The sequence below is a fragment of the Natronorubrum halobium genome (genome assembly GCF_051351675.1).
In the GTDB taxonomy this organism is placed as follows: domain Archaea; phylum Halobacteriota; class Halobacteria; order Halobacteriales; family Natrialbaceae; genus Natronorubrum.
In genome coordinates, this window is record NZ_CP195595.1 from 414,027 (window position 1) to 433,655 (window position 19,629).

General features: G+C 63.9%; 20 protein-coding genes, 2 tRNA genes and 2 rRNA genes. 10 read left to right on the top strand and 14 right to left on the bottom strand.

The window, feature by feature from the left end:
* Nucleotides 1-152: 152 nt before the first annotated feature.
* The 6 genes from ACSFC7_RS02000 to yciH all read left to right on the top strand — a co-directional run bounded on the left by ACSFC7_RS02000 (nucleotide 153) and on the right by yciH (nucleotide 5,900).
* A complete protein-coding gene (locus tag ACSFC7_RS02000) occupies nucleotides 153-476 on the top strand; it encodes a DUF7573 domain-containing protein (RefSeq protein ID WP_436346099.1) in 324 nt (107 codons plus the stop codon).
* A 96-nt stretch (nucleotides 477-572) separates the two neighbouring features.
* Nucleotides 573-767: a cold-shock protein gene (locus ACSFC7_RS02005; protein WP_436346100.1), complete on the top strand. Its 195-nt coding sequence runs from the start codon at nucleotides 573-575 to the stop codon at nucleotides 765-767.
* Between the two features lie 265 nt (nucleotides 768-1,032).
* Entirely contained in the window at nucleotides 1,033-2,004 is a 972-nt protein-coding gene (locus tag ACSFC7_RS02010) for an AAA family ATPase (RefSeq protein ID WP_436346101.1), read from the top strand.
* Nucleotides 2,005-2,006: 2 nt separating this feature from the next.
* The gene (locus ACSFC7_RS02015; RefSeq protein ID WP_436346102.1) at nucleotides 2,007-3,119 is read left to right on the top strand and encodes a DUF58 domain-containing protein; all 1,113 of its coding nucleotides are present in this window, start codon (nucleotides 2,007-2,009) and stop codon (nucleotides 3,117-3,119) included.
* Nucleotides 3,116-5,434, top strand: coding sequence for a transglutaminaseTgpA domain-containing protein (locus ACSFC7_RS02020; RefSeq protein WP_436346103.1), 2,319 nt, complete (start codon nucleotides 3,116-3,118; stop codon nucleotides 5,432-5,434). Before ACSFC7_RS02015 ends, ACSFC7_RS02020 begins: the two co-directional genes overlap by 4 nt.
* Before the next feature lie 172 nt (nucleotides 5,435-5,606).
* The gene (yciH, locus tag ACSFC7_RS02025) at nucleotides 5,607-5,900 is read left to right on the top strand and encodes a stress response translation initiation inhibitor YciH (RefSeq protein WP_004217450.1); all 294 of its coding nucleotides are present in this window, start codon (nucleotides 5,607-5,609) and stop codon (nucleotides 5,898-5,900) included.
* A gap of 218 nt (nucleotides 5,901-6,118) precedes the next feature.
* On the opposite strand, the gene ACSFC7_RS02030 is transcribed toward yciH, so the two are convergent.
* Nucleotides 6,119-6,484 carry a rhodanese-like domain-containing protein gene (locus ACSFC7_RS02030; RefSeq protein ID WP_436346104.1) on the bottom strand — a complete coding sequence of 122 codons (366 nt, stop codon included), beginning with the start codon at nucleotides 6,482-6,484 and terminating at the stop codon, nucleotides 6,119-6,121.
* Nucleotides 6,485-6,645: 161 nt separating this feature from the next.
* Here ACSFC7_RS02030 and ACSFC7_RS02035 point away from each other — a divergent pair, with 161 nt between their 5' ends.
* The gene (locus tag ACSFC7_RS02035; protein WP_436346105.1) at nucleotides 6,646-6,879 is read left to right on the top strand and encodes a hypothetical protein; all 234 of its coding nucleotides are present in this window, start codon (nucleotides 6,646-6,648) and stop codon (nucleotides 6,877-6,879) included.
* Between the two features lie 138 nt (nucleotides 6,880-7,017).
* On the opposite strand, the gene ACSFC7_RS02040 is transcribed toward ACSFC7_RS02035, so the two are convergent.
* The 10 genes from ACSFC7_RS02040 to ACSFC7_RS02085 form a co-directional block, all read right to left on the bottom strand.
* A complete protein-coding gene (locus tag ACSFC7_RS02040) occupies nucleotides 7,018-7,629 on the bottom strand; it encodes an NUDIX hydrolase (RefSeq protein ID WP_436346106.1) in 612 nt (203 codons plus the stop codon).
* Between the two features lie 68 nt (nucleotides 7,630-7,697).
* Complete coding sequence (locus ACSFC7_RS02045) at nucleotides 7,698-8,576, bottom strand: hypothetical protein (protein WP_436346107.1); 879 nt, start codon at nucleotides 8,574-8,576, stop codon at nucleotides 7,698-7,700.
* Between the two features lie 128 nt (nucleotides 8,577-8,704).
* Complete coding sequence (locus ACSFC7_RS02050; protein WP_436346108.1) at nucleotides 8,705-9,115, bottom strand: DUF5809 family protein; 411 nt, start codon at nucleotides 9,113-9,115, stop codon at nucleotides 8,705-8,707.
* 25 nt (nucleotides 9,116-9,140) lie between these two features.
* A complete protein-coding gene (locus ACSFC7_RS02055; protein ID WP_436346109.1) occupies nucleotides 9,141-9,590 on the bottom strand; it encodes a DUF5810 domain-containing protein in 450 nt (149 codons plus the stop codon).
* A 104-nt stretch (nucleotides 9,591-9,694) separates the two neighbouring features.
* Entirely contained in the window at nucleotides 9,695-10,177 is a 483-nt protein-coding gene (gene rimI / locus ACSFC7_RS02060; RefSeq protein WP_436346110.1) for a ribosomal protein S18-alanine N-acetyltransferase, read from the bottom strand.
* Between the two features lie 78 nt (nucleotides 10,178-10,255).
* On the bottom strand, nucleotides 10,256-10,579 hold the full coding sequence (locus tag ACSFC7_RS02065; protein WP_436346111.1) for a hypothetical protein: 324 nt from the start codon (nucleotides 10,577-10,579) through the stop codon (nucleotides 10,256-10,258).
* Nucleotides 10,579-12,039, bottom strand: coding sequence for a sodium-dependent transporter (locus ACSFC7_RS02070; RefSeq protein ID WP_436346112.1), 1,461 nt, complete (start codon nucleotides 12,037-12,039; stop codon nucleotides 10,579-10,581). Before ACSFC7_RS02070 ends, ACSFC7_RS02065 begins: the two co-directional genes overlap by 1 nt.
* 227 nt (nucleotides 12,040-12,266) lie before the next feature.
* Nucleotides 12,267-12,404, bottom strand: a complete 138-nt coding sequence (locus tag ACSFC7_RS02075) for a hypothetical protein (protein WP_436346113.1) — start codon at nucleotides 12,402-12,404, stop codon at nucleotides 12,267-12,269.
* 6 nt (nucleotides 12,405-12,410) lie between these two features.
* Entirely contained in the window at nucleotides 12,411-12,905 is a 495-nt protein-coding gene (locus ACSFC7_RS02080; protein ID WP_436346114.1) for a ferritin-like domain-containing protein, read from the bottom strand.
* Between the two features lie 82 nt (nucleotides 12,906-12,987).
* Nucleotides 12,988-13,299: a DUF6360 family protein gene (locus ACSFC7_RS02085; RefSeq protein WP_436346115.1), complete on the bottom strand. Its 312-nt coding sequence runs from the start codon at nucleotides 13,297-13,299 to the stop codon at nucleotides 12,988-12,990.
* Nucleotides 13,300-14,451: 1,152 nt separating this feature from the next.
* On the opposite strand from ACSFC7_RS02085, the gene ACSFC7_RS02090 reads away from it, so the two are divergent.
* From ACSFC7_RS02090 to ACSFC7_RS02100, 3 genes are all read left to right on the top strand, one after another.
* The gene (locus tag ACSFC7_RS02090; protein WP_436346116.1) at nucleotides 14,452-14,598 is read left to right on the top strand and encodes a hypothetical protein; all 147 of its coding nucleotides are present in this window, start codon (nucleotides 14,452-14,454) and stop codon (nucleotides 14,596-14,598) included.
* A 51-nt stretch (nucleotides 14,599-14,649) separates the two neighbouring features.
* Entirely contained in the window at nucleotides 14,650-15,345 is a 696-nt protein-coding gene (locus tag ACSFC7_RS02095) for a DUF7119 family protein (protein ID WP_436346117.1), read from the top strand.
* Between the two features lie 112 nt (nucleotides 15,346-15,457).
* Nucleotides 15,458-15,531 (top strand) — tRNA-Lys (locus tag ACSFC7_RS02100).
* A gap of 508 nt (nucleotides 15,532-16,039) precedes the next feature.
* Here the strand turns inward: ACSFC7_RS02100 and ACSFC7_RS02105 are convergent.
* The 3 genes from ACSFC7_RS02105 to ACSFC7_RS02115 form a co-directional block, all read right to left on the bottom strand.
* Nucleotides 16,040-16,115 (bottom strand) — tRNA-Cys (locus tag ACSFC7_RS02105).
* Between the two features lie 158 nt (nucleotides 16,116-16,273).
* Nucleotides 16,274-16,395, bottom strand: a 5S ribosomal RNA gene (gene rrf / locus ACSFC7_RS02110).
* Between the two features lie 175 nt (nucleotides 16,396-16,570).
* Nucleotides 16,571-19,490: ribosomal RNA gene (locus ACSFC7_RS02115) — 23S ribosomal RNA — on the bottom strand.
* Nucleotides 19,491-19,629 lie beyond the last annotated feature (139 nt).

Below are 19,629 nucleotides of genomic sequence, written 5' to 3' on the forward strand. Positions count from 1 at the left end.
TCCGATGGCGCAGACGCCCCCGTCCCGGCACCGTCCGTGGCGTCAGTACTGCGGGCTGTGAGTCGGTGACGGTCGTTCGTCGGGCGAGCGCGGCGACGCTGGCGAACGACCGGAGCCGACAGTATAAGCCACCGCCGGCCGTACGCCCGACCGTGACCGACGACGCGACGCTCTCGGATTTCGGTTCGACTGGGGCCACGGACGACGACGATACCGACGAGCAGCGATCGGACTCGAGCCGGGTCGACGAAGTCGAGACGACCGAACGAGTGACAGGCGACAGTGACACGGGCGACGAACCGCACGACAGCGAGATGAGCGACGACGAACCGCACGACGGAGACGTGGGCGACGGCGAAACCGCACGGTCGACGTACGCGTGGGGATCCTACACCTGCAGTCGATGCGATGCCGAAACCGAGCGCGTCTGGCGTGACGACGGCGAATTCGTCTGCCCCGACTGCAAACCCTGGTGATCGGCAGTTTCAGCGAGTGTGACCGGGGTTTTTCGAACGTGCCTGCGAATGTGCTCCCGAAGCTTTATATTTCTGTCGTGGCTCTATACATCTGCAATGGCGAAAGGCACGGTCGACTTCTTCAACGACACTGGCGGCTATGGATTCATCGAAACCGAGGACGCAGACGACGACGTGTTCTTCCACATGGAAGACGTCGGCGGCCCTGACCTAGAGGAGGGACAGGAGGTCGAGTTCGACATCGAGGAGGCCGACAAAGGCCCCCGCGCGACGAACCTCGAGCGCCTGTAGGGCGGATTCACGGAGTGGTATCGTTCTCTGACTGTTACGTGGATAGCAACGGCCAACGGCAGTCTCGGACGCCGATAGCGTTCGAGTCGAGACGCGCCGCCGCGAGAGGAGCACCGCCGCCGGTTTCTGGCTGCGAATACGGCCCGACAGCGAGCAGCAACGGCTGTCATTCGTACGATGCGACGCAAAGCCTATGGTCCGGAGTCACTACTGACGTACTGATGAGAGGTTCGACCGGGTCCCCGCTTCGGTACGTGTACGAACCATGACTGACGTGAATCCGCCATCACAGACCGCTAGCCCTGCGAACGAGTCCCTCGAGGTATCGACGGTCGCCGACCTCTGTACCGAAATCGAGGCGAACGTCGCCGACGTGATCGTGGGCCACGAGGAGGCGATCGAGCACGTCATCACCGCCATGCTCGGACGCGGCCACGTCCTGCTCGACGACGTCCCCGGCGTCGGGAAGACGATGCTCGCCCGCTCGATCGCGACGTCCGTCGACTGTACGTTCCGCCGGGTCCAGTTCACCCCCGACCTCCTCCCCGCCGACGTCACCGGGGTGAACGTCTTCAACCAGAAGACCCGCGAGTTCGAGTTCCAGCGCGGCCCCGTCTTCGCCAACTTCGTGCTCGGCGACGAGATCAACCGCGCGCCGCCCAAGACCCAGTCCGCGCTGCTCGAGGCGATGGAAGAGACGCAGGTCACCGTCGACGGCGAGACGCGCGACCTGCCCGATCCGTTCACGGTCATCGCGACCCAGAACGCCGTCGAGCCGAACCGGACCTACGACCTGCCCTTCGCCGAACTCGACCGGTTCATGAAGAAACTCCAGTTGGGCTACCCCGATCCCGAGGAGGAAGCCGAGATGCTCGGGCGCACGGTCGGCGATCACCCGATCGACTCGCTCGAGGCGGTGACCGATCTCGAGACGATCGTCGCCGCCCGCGAGACCGTCGCCCGGACGCGCGTCGAAAAACCGGTTCGGGAGTACGCGACGCGGCTGGCGGGCTACACCCGAGAGCACGCCCGCATCGGCGTCAGCCCCCGCGGAACGATCGCCCTCCTCCGCGCGGCGCAGGCGCGGGCCGCCGCCAACGGTCGCGAGTACGTGATTCCGGACGACCTCCAGACCGAAGCTCCCGTCGTCCTCCCCCACCGGATTAAGACGACCGACCGCGACCGTGACGGCGCGACGGTCGTCGCGAACGCCCTCGAGCGCGTCCCTGTGGAGTGACGATGCGACCGACGATTCGCGGCTTGACTGCCGTCGCCGTCGTCGCGGCCTCGTTCGCGATGGCGTGGGAGTACGGCCCCCGGGCGCTGAACGCGATCGTGACGCCGCTACTGGTCGTGCTCGTCCTCGGTGCGCTGACGACCGTCCGCGCCGCGCGACCCGAGATCAGACGCGCCCCCGTCTCCGCAGGATCCGTCGGCGACCGCCGGACGGTCGAGATCGCCGTCGAGACCGGATCGTCCGCCTCGGCGACCGTTCGCGAGACCGTCGGCGAGGGACTCACGGTCACCGCGGTCGAGACGGCCGGCAGCGCCGACCTCGAAACTGGCGACGACCGCACACTCGCCGTGCAGACGACGCTCGAGGGCGACGACCGATTCGAGTACGAGGTGCGACTCGAACAGCGAGGCGAACACCGACTCGGCCCCCTGACGATCACCGTCAGCGACGTCTTCGGGCTCTTCGCACGGCGATTTACGTACGAGGAACGGACGTCACTGCTCGCCTACCCGCGCGTGCACGAGTTACGGAGCGGGCCCGGCAACGAACTCCAGGCGTTCGTCGAGCGCGAGCGCGGCGAGCGAGAGGAGTTCGACCACCTGCGAGCGTACCAGCGCGGTGACTCGCTACGGGACGTCCACTGGAAGTCCGCCGCTAAACGACCCGACGCCGATCTGGTCGTCACGGAGTACGCCACCGACGACGAGGCCGGCTCCGCGACGATCGCCGCCGAGTGTGCCCCCGGCCGGGACGACGAACTGGCGACGGCCGTCGCGAGCGTCGCGTCCCACCTGCTCGAGGCCGACGTGAGCGTCGGCGTGACCGTTCCCAACGGCGAGTATCCGCCGGGAACGGGGTCGGATCACCACCGCGCCCTCCTGTCGGCGTTCGCCGTCCTCGAGGCGGGCGAGCTCGAGGACGAACAGCGGCAGGAAGCGGACGTTCTCGTCCGGGCCACCGGCGACGGGACGGAAGTCACCGTCGACGGCCGATCGATTCCGTTCGATCGACTCGTCAGTGAACGTCGCGGGGACGGACAGCCCGGACGGGCCGATTCGACCAGCCGAGCGGCTCGAACACGCCCCGACGGCGGCGACTCGGAGGTGGCCACATGAGCACGAAATCGGGGTCGCACACCGGCGACCGAACGGCGGACCTCGATCTGGACGGCTCGATCGGGCCCGACACGTTCCGGCTGGTCGCGCTGTGTTGCGTGCTGGTCCTGACGGCGTCGTACGTGAGCGTGCTGCGCGAGGTGACCCGCGTCGTCGGCGGCACCCAGTCGCTGTTCGCCCTCGTCGGTGCGATGGTCGTGGTCGCGACGGTGCTCGCGTGGACGATTCGGCCCCGAACGGCGGTCGTCGCCGCGGTCGTCGCCGGCGCGGTCGGCTTCGCCTACTACCTCGAGATCAGCGGCGTCGGCGTCGTGTTCTCGGCGAGCGACGCGATCATCGCGGATACCGTCGAACTCGCGGCCGGCCTCCCGCTGCTCCGGATGGTCGAAGCCGGCGTCTGGACGCTCGCGTTCGTCCCGACACCCGTCTTCCTCTCGTGGTATCTCGCCGTGCGAGGCCGGTACGCACTCGCCGTGATCCCGGGCGGTTTCGCGCTCGCCTTCCTCGTCCTGACCGGCGACGCCGGGACGACGGTCACCCTGCTCGGGACGCTGGCCGCCATCGGGGCCGTCGGCTTCGGTGAACTCGAGCGCCGCGGCGGGTCGATCGCACAGGCCGACCTGCTCGCCGTCTCCTTCGCGCTGATCATCGTCCTCTCGCTGTCGGTCACGTTCGTCCCCGAGGGCTCGAGTTCCCCGGCCCACCTCTCCGGGGGCGACCCGAACACGCTCGAGGGGGCGATCGACTACTCCTCAGAGCGGTCGGGAATCGGCGGCTCCGTCGATCTCTCGCCGGAGGTTCGGTTCACCGTCGAATCCGAACGGGGGGCCTACTGGCGCACGGGCGTCTACGATCGCTTCACCGGCGACGAGTGGGTCCGAACCGGCGACACCAGTGCCTACAATCGACCCCTCGCAGACCCACCCGGCGAGTACGAACGGGTCCAGCAGGTCGTCACCGCGGAAACCGACCTCGGCGTCATGCCGGCCGCCGGCCAGCCGATCGCCATCGAGGGCGACCTCGCCCAGCACACCGAGGTCAGCGCACACGGACAGTTCCACCCCACGACGCCCGTGATCGAGGGCGATAGCTACGCCGTCGAGAGCGCGATCGTCGACCCCGGCGCGAGCGAACTCCGCGCCGCGGGCACGAACTATCCGCGGCCGATCGTCGAGGGCGACTACCTCCAGACGCCCGAGAGCACCTCGAGCGAGTTCGAGGAGCGCACCGCGGAGATCACCGCCGACGCCGACACCCCCTACGACAAGGCGGTCGCCATCGAGGGCCACCTCCGCTCGACGAAGGGCTACTCGCTCGAGGTCGACCGGCCCGACGGCAACGTCGCCGAGGAGTTCCTGCTCGAGATGGACGAGGGCTACTGCGTCTACTTCGCGACGGCGATGACCCAGATGCTGCGCGCGGAGGATGTTCCGGCCCGCTACGTCACCGGCTACACGAGCGGCCAGCAGGTCGACGACGACGAGTACGTCGTCCGCGGAACGGACGCCCACGCCTGGGTCGAGGTCTACTTCCCCGACCACGGCTGGGTCGCATTCGAGCCGACGCCGCCGGGCCCCCGCGATGCGGCCCACGCCGAGAGCGTCGAACAGGCCCGCTCCGACGGCCTCGAGAATGTCGACACCGACTCGAGTCAGGACGTGCCGATCAGCGACGAGGAGTCCAGCGACGAGAGTCCGGACGATCCCGACACCGACGAGGGCGAGTCGAACGACGGTGACTCCGACCGGGACGAGACCGATACCGAAACGAATGGATCGAACGGCACAGATACGGAGCCGGGCGAGAATGAGTCCGGATCGAACGGCACCGATACCGACTCGTCCGACGACGACGAGGCCGGGTCGAGCGAGAGCGACGGCAGCCGCTGGAGTACCGTCGTCTCGGCGCTTTCCGTCTCGCGCGAGACGGCCGCGATCGGCCTGATCGCACTCGTCGGGCTGGTCGCCGGCGCCCGCCGCACCGCCGCGAGCAGTCGCGCTCGGCGAACGATCGGGCGCTACTGGCAGCGACGAAGCGACGATCCCGACCGCGACGCCGAACGCGCGTACCGACGACTCGAGCGCGTACTCGCACGCGAGTACCGGCCGCGTGAGCGCTCGGAATCCGCCCGGAGCTACCTCGAGGCGCTGTCGTCCGATCCGGAACGCGACGTCGATCCGCAGGTCGCGACGGTCGTCGAGCGGTACGAACGGGTGCGCTACGGCGGCGGCGTCAATCGGGCCGAGGCCGACGAGGCGGTCGAGATCGTCGACGACCTCGCTCGGACGTCGCTCCCGGTAGTCGGTGGCCGCTAGCGTCGATTTCACTCGATCCGCCGCACGGAATCGATGGCGGCCATCCGGTTCCGTTCGGCGGTCGACGACGGACGGAGACGAGAACCTGGCCGCTCTCCACTCAAAAAGAACCACGCAAGGGCATGCGGGTCCCGATAGTGTTTAATATGGCCGTTTCGTAGCATGTAACGTAATGTCGGAAGTCTGCTCGACGTGCGGGCTGCCCGAGGAACTTTGCGTCTGCGAAGACGTGGCCAAGGGACAACAGCAACTCAACATCCGCATTGACGAGCGCAGATACGGTAAAGAGGTAACGATCGTCGAAGGATTCGATCCGAAGGACGTCGACTTAGACAGTCTCTCGTCGGACTTGAAGTCCAAGTTCGCCTGCGGGGGAACCGTCGAGGACGGCCAGATCGAACTACAAGGCAATCACACAGGCCGCATCGAAGAGTTCCTTCGGGACCGCGGCTTCAACGTCGCCTAATGCCCGCGATGATCTGAGACGACTTCCGAACCCCACGATCGATTCGCGTATCGCTACGCAGCGATGTTCATTCTTTCACGGCCGAAAGCGAGTGGAGTAGCGGCGCGAACGACCGACGATACGGAGGGCGACACCATCGAGCGAGCGGTCGCGATCGACTCGAGCGTCCCCGGCCTCGGTACGGAGATCGCACGGACCTCAGCGCCCCGTATCGGCGCTCAGAACGGAGATTCGGCGTTCGCGGACTCGTCCCTGTCCTCGTCCTCCCGGACGAGGCCGTACTTCATCCCGTACTTCTCGAGGCCGCCGGCCATGCTCTCGACGCGGGCGTCCGCGGTGCCCTCGTAGGAGCCGATGAGTTGGGCCGCCTGTACGCTGGCCTTGCCGTGCGGACAGACCGTGACGATGTGGTCCTCGTCCTCGAACTCCTCGACCCGACTCGTCAGTTCGTGGAACGGGACGTTCTCGCTGTCGGGAATGTGGCTGTGCGTGAAACTCTGTGCGTCGCGAATGTCTACGATACGTACGTCGGCACCGTCCTCGAGGAGGTCCTTGACCTCGTCGGGGGAGATTTCGCCGTCCATTACCGGCGGATTGGGACTCGGGCAGAATAAGACCACGGGTCGACACCCGCTCGAGGACCAGTCGTATCGGCACCGACGCGGCCCCGAAAAGCGGCCACTAACCCGGAGAGTCCGACAGTTCGTATGAATCCATTATCTACTCAGCGAGCGTCTAGAGACGTATGAACCGCGAATCGATCACCTTCGAAGCCCTGTTCGCCGGCCAACTCCTCGGAACGCTCGTCTTCGTCGTCGGGCTGTTTCTGGGCGGCCTCACGACCGTGACGGTCGTTGGCGGCGCGCTCATCATGCTGTGTATCGTCGGGCTCGCGCTCACGGCACTCACGGCCGAACGGAACGACCGCTCGGTCGGCGGGAACAGTCACCCCGACCCGGCTGAACCCGCTTCCCACTAGGTGACGGCACCTGGTGCGGCAATCACCGGTCGTTCACCGCCTCCGTTTCGTCGACCGTCAGAGACGGCACATCGAGAACGCTAACTCGGGCTCAGAGCGACCGTCCCGTTCTCGAGTCGCCAGAACAGTCCCGAGAAGTCAGAGCACGCCGTCCTCTTTCGCCAACAACAGCCCCGTCATCGTCGAATCGTTGGCCGGCTGCTCGCGAGCGCGCTCGAGGGCCTCGTCGACCGGCACCGTCGTCACCTCGAGGAACTCGTTGTTGTCCAGTTCACGCTCGCCGGGTTCGAGCCCCTCGGCGTACACGATGGCGCGGTCGTGTCGCAGGACGCCGGTCGCGACCGCGTACTCCTGTAAGAGCGCGGTGCTCGAGGGTCTGAACCCGGTCTCCTCCTCGAGTTCGCGGGCGGCGGCGCGGGTGTAGGATTCGCCGTCCTCGACGATGCCCGCGGGGAGTTCGAGGTGGGTTTCCCGGACGGCCGGCCGATACTGCTCGACGAAGAGCAGGCGGTCGCCGTCGCTGCTGTCGCCGGAGTCGTCGGTTCCGCTTCCGCCACCGTCCCCGTCGACGGACGCGACGAGATCGCCGTCGATTCGGGCGACCACGACGACCGCCGGCGGCAGGTCCGCCCAGTAGTAGCGCTTCTCGATCCCGTTGGGTTGCTCGAGCAGGTCGTAGCCGCCGTCGTACCAGCCGGTTTCGTACTCGGTGACCGTCTCGCGGAGCTCCCACTCGTCGGGTGCCGTCATTGGAAGCGGCTGTCGGCCTCGAGCGGGTAATAGGTACCGTTCCTCGAGCGAACGGCCGAGAGTCGTCGCTACGTCGAGCGGATCGGGAACGTGACGACGTACCGACGGCGGCGGGTGAGGTAGACGGCAGACGTGAGCCAGAGCGCGCCGAGGAACGCGTACATTCCGTAGCCGGGCGGGTTCTCCAGCGTCCAGAGGGTGGCCGCTAGGTGGGCGAGCGCGTACGCCCCGAGCGGAACCCCCGCGTACAAGAGCGCGTTCGGGAACCAGGCCGAATCTTCGTCTCGCGGGGCCGTCGCGTCGATGAAGAGTCCGGCGAGCGCGGCGACCGCGAAGACGACCAGTGCCAGCAGTCCCAGCACCGAGAGGAGGATACCGACGCCGCTCTCGGGCATCACCCCGAGCGCGTACCCCAACGCCACCGGCGCCAGCGCGGCGTAGACGGCGACGGGGAGCCACCACCGCGACGCGGTGACGTGTTCGTCGGTCCCCGACCGATTCGAAAGTCGACGGTCTCGAGTCAAGCGCGTCGTCACCCAGTCGGCGAACTGCGCGCTGAGCGTCGTGAACAGCACGAGGAAGCCGACGCCGATCGCGAGGAGAACCGGCGTCGCGACGACGGTAAGGACGAAAAACTCCGGCGGAGCGGATGGAATCGACGTGACCGCGTCGACCACGGCCACGGCCACCACCCCGAGCGAGCCGGCGAGACCGGTCCACATTCCGGCACGGCGGCTCTCCGTCGGTCGATCGCTGTAGCAGTAGCCGACGAGCAACCCGGCCAGCATCAAGGGATTTCCGAGGAGGGAGCCGGCGGGGACGACGTCGCCCGACACCGGCGCCCACGCGAGGAGTACGGTGAACGGAATCGTCGCGAGACCCGCGAGGATCGCGACCCGCAACGACTCGTCGGTCAGGTCGTCGCGAAGGTCCTGAAGGGAGGGCATACGCACGTGTTATATACGTGTCACGAAAGCTGTTACTCTATCGACCGGAACGAGTCGTGAATTCGAGCCGAACGGCGGCGAACTCGAATCGGACCGAATCGGTGACGAAACCGGCGCCGAACGAACCGTCAGACGAGGTCACGGTACAACTGTCCGAACGCCTGACGTCGAAGCGTCGCGACCGCCGCATCCTCCTCGTTCTGGAACGTCGCCGCGACGGCCTCGCCCTCGGGGCCGGCGTGCCAGACGACGCGGTCGACGTTCTCGTGACCGGAGACGATCACCTCGCCGTCGTACGAGTCCCGCCAGTCGTCGAACTCCTCGCGCGTTCCGACGCGGACACGGAGCAGACTCGCGAAGAGGGCGTCGCGGGCGGTCTCGACGACCTCGCTCGTGACGCGGTCGCCGTACTCCTCGCGGTCGAACTCCATGGCCTTCGCGACCTCGCGGACGACGGTCTGGGCTGCCGGACCGACGTCGCCGTACTGTTCGCGTGCCGCTGCGGCCGACTCGAAGGTGAACGTCCCCACCGTGTGCATACCCAGACGAACGACGGACGGGCAGTTACGCGTTTTCGTTTCCGCTCTCCGCCGGATCGCCGCCCGCCTCCTCGCTTTCGACGCGCTCACCGTCTTCGCTCTCGTCCGCGTCACTCGTCTCCTGCATTTGTTTCGTCAGTTCCCTGGCCTCCTCGAGGGCGGTCTCGGCCTCGGCCGTCAGCGAGCCGCGACCGGGCTGGCGGCTCTGCTGGGCCAGTCCCTGCTCGAGGCCGCCCGGCCGACCGTGGTCGTGGCCGTGGCTCGCGCTCTCGAAGCCGGGCGTCTCGATCTCGCGGGCGTACTGGCTGACGGTGTCGCCTAACTCCTCGGGCGAGCAGTCGCCCCAGTCGGGAGCGTACTCCTCGAGCCACTCGCGGTGATCCTCCCGACCGAGCGAGGCGGTGATCGCGAGGTGATTCGCGAGGTGCACCGCGTCGGCCTGTTCAGCGTCGCAGACCGGACAAGCGTATCCCATGCTCGGCCGTACGAGCGCGCGCGGTAAAACGTCCACGTCCGGCGACTGAGCCGACGACGGCAGAGCGACGTCCCCGCAAAAGCGAGCAACGGAGCGGGGAACGATCAGTCGAGTTTGCGGATCATCACGATCGCGTCCTCGTCGTCCCCGTAGTAGTCGGGGACGAACCGCAACGGCTCGAAGCCGAACTCCCGGTAGAGGCGTTTCGCGCCGTCGTTCGAGCGTCGAACCTCGAGTTTGACCGAGTCGGCCCCGTGGGCGGTGAGCACCGCGAGCGCCCGGGAGAGCAACACGGTGCCGACGCCCGCCCCGCGGCTATCCGGGTGGACGGCGATGTCCTTCACGTGGCCGAGGTTCCGGCCGAACGTCTGCGTGACGTCGGCGACGATGTAGCCGGCGACCTCACCCTCCTCGAGGGCGACGAGAAAACCGGGTTCGCCCAGAAACCGGTCGAAGGCGTCGTAGGGCCAGGGCTGGGCGAACGACTCGTTCTCGATGCGGGTGACCGCGAGCAGGTCGGCGCGCTCGGCGGGTCGGATCGAGGGACCTTCGTCGCTGCCACCTGTTCCGGGAGCCGGCCGTGTCACACGCACAGGTAGTGGCGGAGCGATAAAAGAACTAGCGACACTCGGGGAGTGCCGGACGGCCGCGCCCGAGCGCGGCGATCAGACGCGCTCGAGTCGCTCGACCTCCGCGTCCGACCAGTCGTAGAAGCGTCTGTCAGTCTGCTCGAGGATTTCGACGCACTCGTTGTGCCGTTCGCGGACCTCGTCGACCAGCGGGTCGTTGGGGTTAGCCTCGATCCACTCGCGCAACTCCGCGAGGGCCTTCGGCGAGTAGGTGTCCATCCGATCCTGGTGCTCGAGGATCTCGACTTTCCGCCCCTCCTGACGCAGCGTCCGGACGAGCGCCCACCCGGAGACCCCCCAGAACGCGAGCAGCGTGAAGGCGAGCATGCCGATCACCTCGACAGAGAGACCGCCCAGCATCAGTCGTCACCTCCGGGGACTTCCGCGGTATCCGGTTGGCCTCCTCGGCCCTCGAGGACGGACATCACCGCGTAGCCGATGATCGGGAACAGCACGATCACGAGCATGCCACCGATCATCTCCGGGGTACCGTAGTTCTCCCAGGCGAAGTAGCCCATGATGAAGAGCATGACCGCGGGGATGACGTACTTGATCACGGGGTCCCACCAGGAGCCGACGTAGATGCCGGCGTTGCGGTTGACCGCGAGCATGCGGATCCGCTTCGGCCCCACGACCCAGCCGATGATGCCGATGATGGCGAGCGTCGCGAGCGGCAGTCCCCAGTTCCCGAAGACAAAGTCGAGGTAATCGAGGATATCGACGGAGTACGCGCTCGGAATGCCGATCAGCCAGATCGCACCACAGACCCCGAGCGTCGTCTGGGTACGATCGAATCGCGTTTCCTCGCTCACCGTCGTCACGCTGACTTCGGTGATGAGCAGTCCCGACGTGAACGTCGCGAGGAAGAAGCCGACGAAAAACAGGATCGCGACGAGCCCACCCAGCGGAATCTCGGGGAAGACCTGCACCAGCGAGACGAACGCGAGGCCGGCCCCGACGTCCGGATCGACGCCGACCGCGAAGACGATGGGGAAGATGGCGAGCGCGGCGAGAATGCCGATGCTCGACTCGCCGATCGCCGTGAAGACGCCGCCGCCGAGCGGGACGTCGTCGTACTCCCGCAGATAGCTCCCGACGGTCAGGGCGATCCCCCAGCCGAGACCCGTCGAGAACAGCGCCTGTCCGAGCGCAGCGATCCAGGTGTCGCTGAACGTCAGGTACTCCCACTGGATGCCGAAGGTGAAGGCGATCCCTTCGCTCGCCCCCGGCAGCGTCAGTCCGCGGATCGTCATGACCACGAGCGCGACCACCAGCGCCGGCACCGCGTAGACGACGATTCGCTCGACGCCGCGCCGGATGCCGAGGATGAGAATCGCCGCGATCGACCCCATCACGACCGTGTGGAGGCCAATCATCAGCGCCGAGTTCGCGAAGAGGTCGTTCATGAACGCCTCGGGCTGGAAGCCGGTCGCCGTGAACGTAAACAGCAGCGAATGAACCGCGTAGTACAGCGTCCAGGCGATCACCGGCGAGTAGTACGACATCAAAGCGACGTTTACCATGATGACGACGACGCCGAAGCCGACCATTCCACCCCGACCGACGACGTCGCGGAAGGCACCGATGACCCCTTTGTTCGTGTACCGTCCGAGCGCGACCTCGGCCATCAATCCGGGAACCGCGAGGACGAACAGCAAGGTGAGAAACGCGAGGACGAACGCGCCACCCCCGTTGTTCGCCATCACGTACGGGAACCGCCAGATGTTCCCGGCGCCCACCATCGCGCCGATCATCGCCATCAGGAACCCGAAACGCGTTCCCCACTCCGCTCGAGCCGTCTTGGTTGGGACGTCAGCCATCGTCGAATCACCCGGAAAACGCGCCACGTCCAGCTACCTAGTTATTTGGTGCATGCTACCACAGCACCCATACTTATCAGCAGGTTACCGGCCGATCGCGGAACGCGAACGCGGTCGCTCGAGTCGACTATAACCCGGACGAGAGACGCTCACGTTCGACAAGAGACGCCCGCGTTCGGGCGAAGTGGTAACATATCACCGTCGACGGCCGAACCGCCGGCCACCGATCACTTGTCGACGGCTTCGTTGTCGGTATCCGCGCGTTCGTCGTCGTCGTCTTCGTCCTCGACGGTCGTCGTCGGCTCCTGGTCTTCGGTCCCGCCGTACTGCGTCTGTTCCTCGTCGTCGTCGTTATTGTCTGTCATGGGCGGTTACTCCGCTGGGATCGCGTCCATCTCGAACTGCTCGGTCAGTTCCGTCAGTTCCTCGAGGGCGTCCTGTTCCTCACGAAGGTTCTCCTCGAGGAGGTCGGCGCCCTCGTCCAGCCCCAGCTGGTCGGCGAGGGGAATCAGATTTCCGTAAGCGGCGATTTCGTAGTGCTCGGTCTTCTCGGCGGCCGCCATGTTGTGGTAATCCATCACTTCCTGGCTCGGCTCTTCCGCCGTGAACTCCTCGTACTCCTGGATCAAGCCCTCGATACCCTCACACTCCTCTTTCTCCGGCGGTTCGCCGAACATCTCGAACACCTCCTCGAGACGGTTGATCTGTCCCTCGGTCTCCTCGCGGTGTTCGGAAAACGCCTGTGCGATTTCCTCGCGCTCGGTGTTCTGTTCGAGATCGTCGAGTGCGTCGAGCAACTGGTGCTCGGCGTGATAGATGTCTTCGAGACCGTGCTCGAACAGGTCCTGAATCGTGTCCATACTCATTGTGGAACCAGACAATCGTTCGCTACCCGCGCGAAAAAATCGGCAGCCTGCGACGGCAGGTGCTGCTGGCGGAGTGCGGTGGCTACGCGTCGGTCGTGTCGTCCTCCGCGGCCCCGGACCGGGCGTCCGCGACGCGATCGGCGTGTTTCTCGAGGTCGGCCGCCAGCGTTCGCGCCTGCTCGGGCGTCAACTCGAGGTCCTCCATGTGTTTGGGCAGGTGTTCCTCGGAGAGGTTGTCGAGTTCGAGTTGCAGGTGGACGGCGTCCGGCTCCTCCCTGTCGGCAGTCGCGTTCACGACGGCGACCGACTCCCACTCGAACTCCTGGCCCTTCGCGGTAGCCTCGACGTAGTCTAGCGTCGTGTAGGCGTTGACCGTGATCAGTCGATCGGACATACTGGAACGCTCGCCGCGGGACCACTTAGGTACCGCGACGGGAGCTGAACGGGGCCGATCCGGTTCGGACACGCACTCGAGTCCGCTCCCTAAACTGCCTGTAAGTGTGCACAGCGCACTCACCCCCACACAACTGCGAGGTGCGACTGGCGTGGTTGTACTCGCTGTGAGTCTCCGGGATCCCGCGACATAGCCACGATCACGCCGGTGAGAGACCAATGACAACAGAGACGGACTTCCTCGAGCGAACCGAATCGAACGCGCCCGTCGACGGACACCACCCGCGAGGCGATTCGGGCAACCCTCGGCGAACGGATCACGGACGGGCAGGCCGTTGACTGTCACTCGAGCCGTCTTCGATACACTCCGGGAGACGACGGCCGAGTGCGAACTCGAGAACGTCACCACGCAACTTTCCGCAGCGTTCGACGAACAATCTGGGTTCGAGCAGTAGTTCGTATCCCTCCGTTCCGATCCCAGTATGCACCCATCACCGAACGGGATCGAGACTCGACCCCATCCTCGCGAATTCAGAAGACGCAACCGACTCACCAGTCAGTCGAGCGTGATAGCAACTCGCTCGAGGGATACGACAACTCTGACCACACCCGACGCAGGTCGCCCCACTTAGCGGCATCATTTTCCTCATCGGATTCAGTTCGACGACCGCGATCCGCTACACGCCGCAGCCAGCCGCGTGCCGTCCGACCACGTTGATCCACGTTCGACGAGACATACCAGTTCGAGTGAGTACCCGTTCGGCGGTGGAACCAGCTATCGCTGCCCTCCACACCGCCTCGAGACGAACACGAATTCGGGAACGACCTCCGGAGAGCCCCTCGGTAGAACTGCAGCCACGGATCCACAGCCCCCGTTCACTGGCCCTTCCTCGGGAGCCCCCGTCACACAGCACTCTCTCTACCACAGACCACAGCGACGGAACACTCACAGTAGCCAATCAGTACCTCACGTCGACGGCCTCGAAATGGAGCGCGATCCGCGACAGCCGTTTCGTCACGAACCACACGCCGCCAGTGTGACTCGAGTGTTCAGTGCGTCAGCGATAGCGGCAGTACTAACCTCCAAGACCGAGCACGGGTATCGCTTGCAGACGAAGCGGTACTTATGCCCTCGGCGTTCGAAAGAGCATCCATGACTGATGCGGCCGAATGCAAACCAGAGACGATCGACCACGAGCAGGACGAGGAAGAGCGTGACGACGCGCATCTCGACGACATCGAGGAGGGCGCTGGCTGCACGGAAATCTGGGAGCATCTCGCCGAACAGCGTGACGAGTGAGATATTCGCCACGGCAGCGGCTTTTTTGACCTCGAAGCCCGTATCGATGGTATGACCGACAATCGGCCCGGCGATCGTTCAGCTAGCCGTCGTGACAACGGTCGATCGATTCCGACGGACCGTGAATCCCCCGTCGGTGCACCAGTTATCCGGGGCGACGAATCGGTCACTGGAACACGTGCTCGCGAGGCCGTTCAGTTCGATCCCGACGATCCCGGCAGTCTCGCCGACGCCGCCGAAACCGTCCGCCAGTTCGCCGCCGGCTCGACGAACGACGATCACCTCTACATGCTCCGCGGTGCCGCCGCCTGTGCCGCACTCGTTCGTGGCGAAGGCTCGTACAAGGCCGCAGCCGAGCGTGCTGGCGGCGATGCGACCGTCTCGTTCATTCGAAAGTGGGCTCGCGTCCACGACCTTCCTCGCTCCGTCCGCAAACAGGTCGCACTCGGCGGTATCGCACCGACCGCTGCCAAACACATCGCTCGCGTCGGTGGTGAAGCGAGGCTCCTTCTCGCCTGGGCTACCCTCGACGGCGAACTCACCGTCCGGGAGGTTCGCAGCGTCGCGAGCGCCGTCAACGACGACGTCCCGATCGGACAGGCATTGGCCGATCAGGGCGTCACGCTGGGTCGGTTCGAACTGACACTCACCCCCGACACCTACCGTAATCTTCGGCGTCGGGCCTCGATCGACGATGTCGAACCCGGCGCCATCGTTAGCGAAGCACTCGAGCAGTACTTCGAGTAGTATCAGGACGGCACATTCACCGTCGATCTGTCGCGAAAATAGCAATCAGGGCAGCCAGCGCCTGGCGAAGAAAGAAACGTTTAACCATCACTCTCCGGAAGTAGCAACCAGAGGGCCGGTAGCTCAGTCTGGCAGAGCGTCTGGCTTTTAACCAGACGGTCGCGTGTTCAAATCGCGCCCGGCCCGCTTTTGCCAACGAGCAAACTCGCGAGTGGCAAAACGGCCAGAGCGATTTGAACGCAGGGAGAGCGCAGTCTCACGAGCGAAGCGAGTGAGGAAGCGATCGACCGTGTGTTCATAATCGCGCCCGATCCGTTTCTGCGAGGAACACTTCGCGAGGAGCAAAGCGGTTATCGGGATTTGACGTAGACGAGTCATAGCCGGGAAAGCGAATGGAATGAGCGACCCGGAACGTCTCGATGCGATTTAAATCGCGCTCGCCCTGCTTTCTGTCGACGAACGAGACACGAGTCGATAGCGATGGAGCCGACGGAAATCGAAGTAGAGAGGCCGTAGACGGACAACCGAGCGACTGAAATTGTGATCAGAGACACTCCTCGACCCATGGGGCTGTCGGTGACAGCGATCGGAAAGCTGACGGGCCGGATTTGAACCACGAGAATCCACTTCACTCGTTCTCTGGGTTCAAACCGGACGATTCAGCGGTTGCTCGCGACGAAGTGTTACTCGCAAAAGCCAAGGGCCGGATTTGAACCGGCGGTGGGCGGCTCTGCAGGCCGCTGCGTTCGGCCGGACTCTGCCACCTTGGCGCGTCTTGCTGTTGTCACTGCGTTCGTTTAAGCATAGCGGTACGGCACAATCGTTGCTGAGCGACTGTACCGTCCATACGCAAAAAACCCACAGAGCCAGCGCTGTGGCTCCGTGGGTGATGTGCGTGGTGATCCCGTGAGGGATCACCGAGTATGAGTGAAGGCGGCGAATCGGATTTCCCAGAGGCTCGCGCACTCCAGTACTCGCCGATACGCAGGTGAGCTTATCTTCCGTGTTCGGGATGGGTACGGGAGGAACCTCACCGCTCTGGCCGCCGTAACGCCGATCAACGGACTCGAACCGTTGTAACACCGGGAGACTCCGTGGAGTCTCCCGCGCCTTGGACATCCGTCCAAGAAACCGTAATCGGTGGTTACTGACCGTGTGTATGTGTAGTCCAGTTTGCGTCCGGACCCGCTCGCCGCGTCACGGATCCAATGCGATGTAATGTATGACTATGTGGCTTGGCCGATTAGTGCTCGCGGGCTCAACGCCTCGTTGCCTTGGCGCGTACACCCCGAGTCTATCGAACTCGTCTTCTACGAGTGGCCTCAGTGGTATCTCTTTTTCAAGTGGGTTTCGAGCTTAGATGCGTTCAGCTCTTACCCCGTGGTGCGTGGCTGCCCGGCACGTGCTCTTTCGAACAACCGGTACACCAGTGGCACCCATTCGTAGTTCCTCTCGTACTATACGAACGTTCTCGTCAGATACCGTAACACCCCCAATAGATAGCAGCCGACCTGTCTCACGACGGTCTAAACCCAGCTCACGACCTCCTTTAATAGGCGAACAACCTCACCCTTGCCCGCTTCTGCACGGGCAGGATGGAGGGAACCGACATCGAGGTAGCAAGCCACCCGGTCGATATGTGCTCTTGCGGGTGACGACTCTGTTATCCCTAAGGTAGCTTTTCTGTCAGCAATTGGCCGCATCAAGCAGCCTAATTGGTTCGCTAGACCACGCTTTCGCGTCAGCGTCGATCGTTGTGTTCGACACTGTCAGACTTCCTTTTGCTCTTGCGCTCTTCCTCGGGTCTCCGACCCGAGTGAGGAAATCTTGGGGCGCGCTCGATATCTTTTCAAGCGCGTACCGCCCCAGTCAAACTGCCCGGCTACCAGTGTCCTCCGCCAGGAGTGAGAGTCGCAGTCACCATCGGGTAGTATTTCAATGCTGGCTCGGTGAGCCGCTAGCGCGGCTACCTGTGTAGCGCCTCCTACCTATGCTGCACAATGGCGACCACGTCTCAGTGACAGCCTGCAGTAAAGCTCTATAGGGTCTTCGCTTCCCCTTGGGGGTCTCCAGACTCCGCACTGGAACGTACAGTTCACCGGGCCCAACGTTGGGACAGTGGCGCTCTCGTTGATCCATTCATGCAAGCCGCTACTAAAGCGGCAAGGTACTACGCTACCTTAAGAGGGTCATAGTTACCCCCGCCGTTAACGGGTCCTTCGTCCCCTTGTAAGGGGTGTTCAGATACCCGCACTGGGCAGGATTCAGTGACCGTACGAGTCCTTGCGGATTTGCGGTCACCTATGTTGTTACTAGACAGTCGGAGCGCCCGAGTCACTGCGACCTGCCTCTTCGCGAGGCAGGCATCCCTTATTGCGAACGTACGGGACTAACTTGCCGAATTCCCTAACGTCGGTTGCTCCCGACAGACCTTGGCTTTCGCCGCCATGAGTACCTGTGTCGGATCTCGGTACGGACTGTGTGCTCGCCTTTTCACGGGCTCTAGGTTGGCCTCTCTTTCGCTATCCAGCCATTCGTTCGCTTCGTGCCATTACGGCTTCCACGAAGTTCGACTGTTCGACCGGGCGAAAGCCCGGCAGAGGCGGCCCCAAAGCGTCGGCTTTGGATGCACACTGGCGTAGGAATATTAACCTACTTCCCTGTTGTCAGCTTCGACTTACGGGCTGACTTAGGACCGGCTAACCCTCAGCTGATCAGCATTGCTGAGGAACCCTTACTCATTCGGCCGTCGAGGTTCTCACCCGACTAACGCTGCTACTATGACCAGGATTTTCGTTACTGAACGGTCCACATGATCTCTCGACCATGCTTCCGCCCGAACAGAACGCCAACCTACGGGATCATCCTGTAACGGATGCCGCTAGGTCTCGGTGGTGGACTTGAGCCCCGATCATTTTAAGCGCGCCGAACCTCGGCCGGTAAGCTGTTACGCTTTTCTTAGAGGGTAGCTGCTTCTAAGCTCACCTCCCGGCTGTCTAGGGCTCGGCACCACTTTCGATCGCACTTAGTCCACACTTGGGGACCTTAACCCAGCTCTGGGTTGTCTCCCTCACGGTACACAGGCTTACCCCGCGCACCGGACTCCCTGCGTCAAACGACGTTTGTAGGTTCGGAGTTGGACAGGGGGGCACACTCCTCTCGGAGTGCGATCCCCCAATCCGTCGCTCTACCCCACAAACTATCTCGGCAGAGGTCATGCTTCGACATGTTTCGGTTGGAACCAGCTGTTTCCGGACTCGATGGGCCTTTCACCCCTAGACGTAGATCACGAGAGGGTATTGTAGGACACCAACTCTAACAGGCCTCCACGCACCTTTCGGCACGCTTCACCTTGTCCACGCCTAGATCGTCCGGTTTCGGGTTGTGCCCGTTTGACTCCCCGCGCTTGAACACGGTGACCCTCGTCGAAAGACTGCGGTCATATCGGTTTCCCTACGCCTTCCCGGATAATCCGGTTAGACTCGTCAAACAGGCACACTCCCTGGTTCGTTTTTCAAAACGTACGACGGAACATCGGCTTCCGCTGTGGCTTACTACAGATTCGCATCTGGTTCATTGTACAGCGGACCTTGTATGCCCCGTCGCTCTATCGCCAACTGATTTCACGCCCTATTGCACCTCCCTTCTGGGGGTACTTTTCAGCGTTCGTTCACACTACTTGTTCGCTATCGGTCTTGAGGAGTGTTTAGTCTTTGCAGTCGATGCCTGCAGTATTCACGAGGGATATCCAACCCCCGCTACTCTGGAGCTGACTCGTCTCATACTGATCTGCACTACGGGACTGTCACCCTGTCTCGTGCTCTATTCCAAGAGACTTCCTGCAGATGGTCTGAGAGTGATCGTCAGTCCGAACACCACATTGCCCGTGAAGGCTTCGGTTTGGACTGTATCGCGTTCATTCGCCATTACTAACGACATCACATTCGTTTTCTTTTCCTGTCGATACTAAGATGTTTCAATTCTCGACGTTCCCCATTGCGCGAAGCAATTGCGGTGGGGATTCCCATTCGGAGATCCTGAGTTCTTCGCCTCCGTGCGGCTCCCTCAGGCTTATCGCAGCTTGGCACGTCCTTCTTCAGCTCTCAAGCCGAGCGATCCACCAGCTGGCACAGTAGCCACGTTCATCGGATCGGCGTTGCGACAGAGTCGCAACGAATAACGTTACACGGAAGTGTAACGCGAGTGACCCGGGAACGGGTCCAGTGGACGCCTGGACTACACGTACACACGGTCTCATCTGCACGCCGTAGACGCGGCATGCAT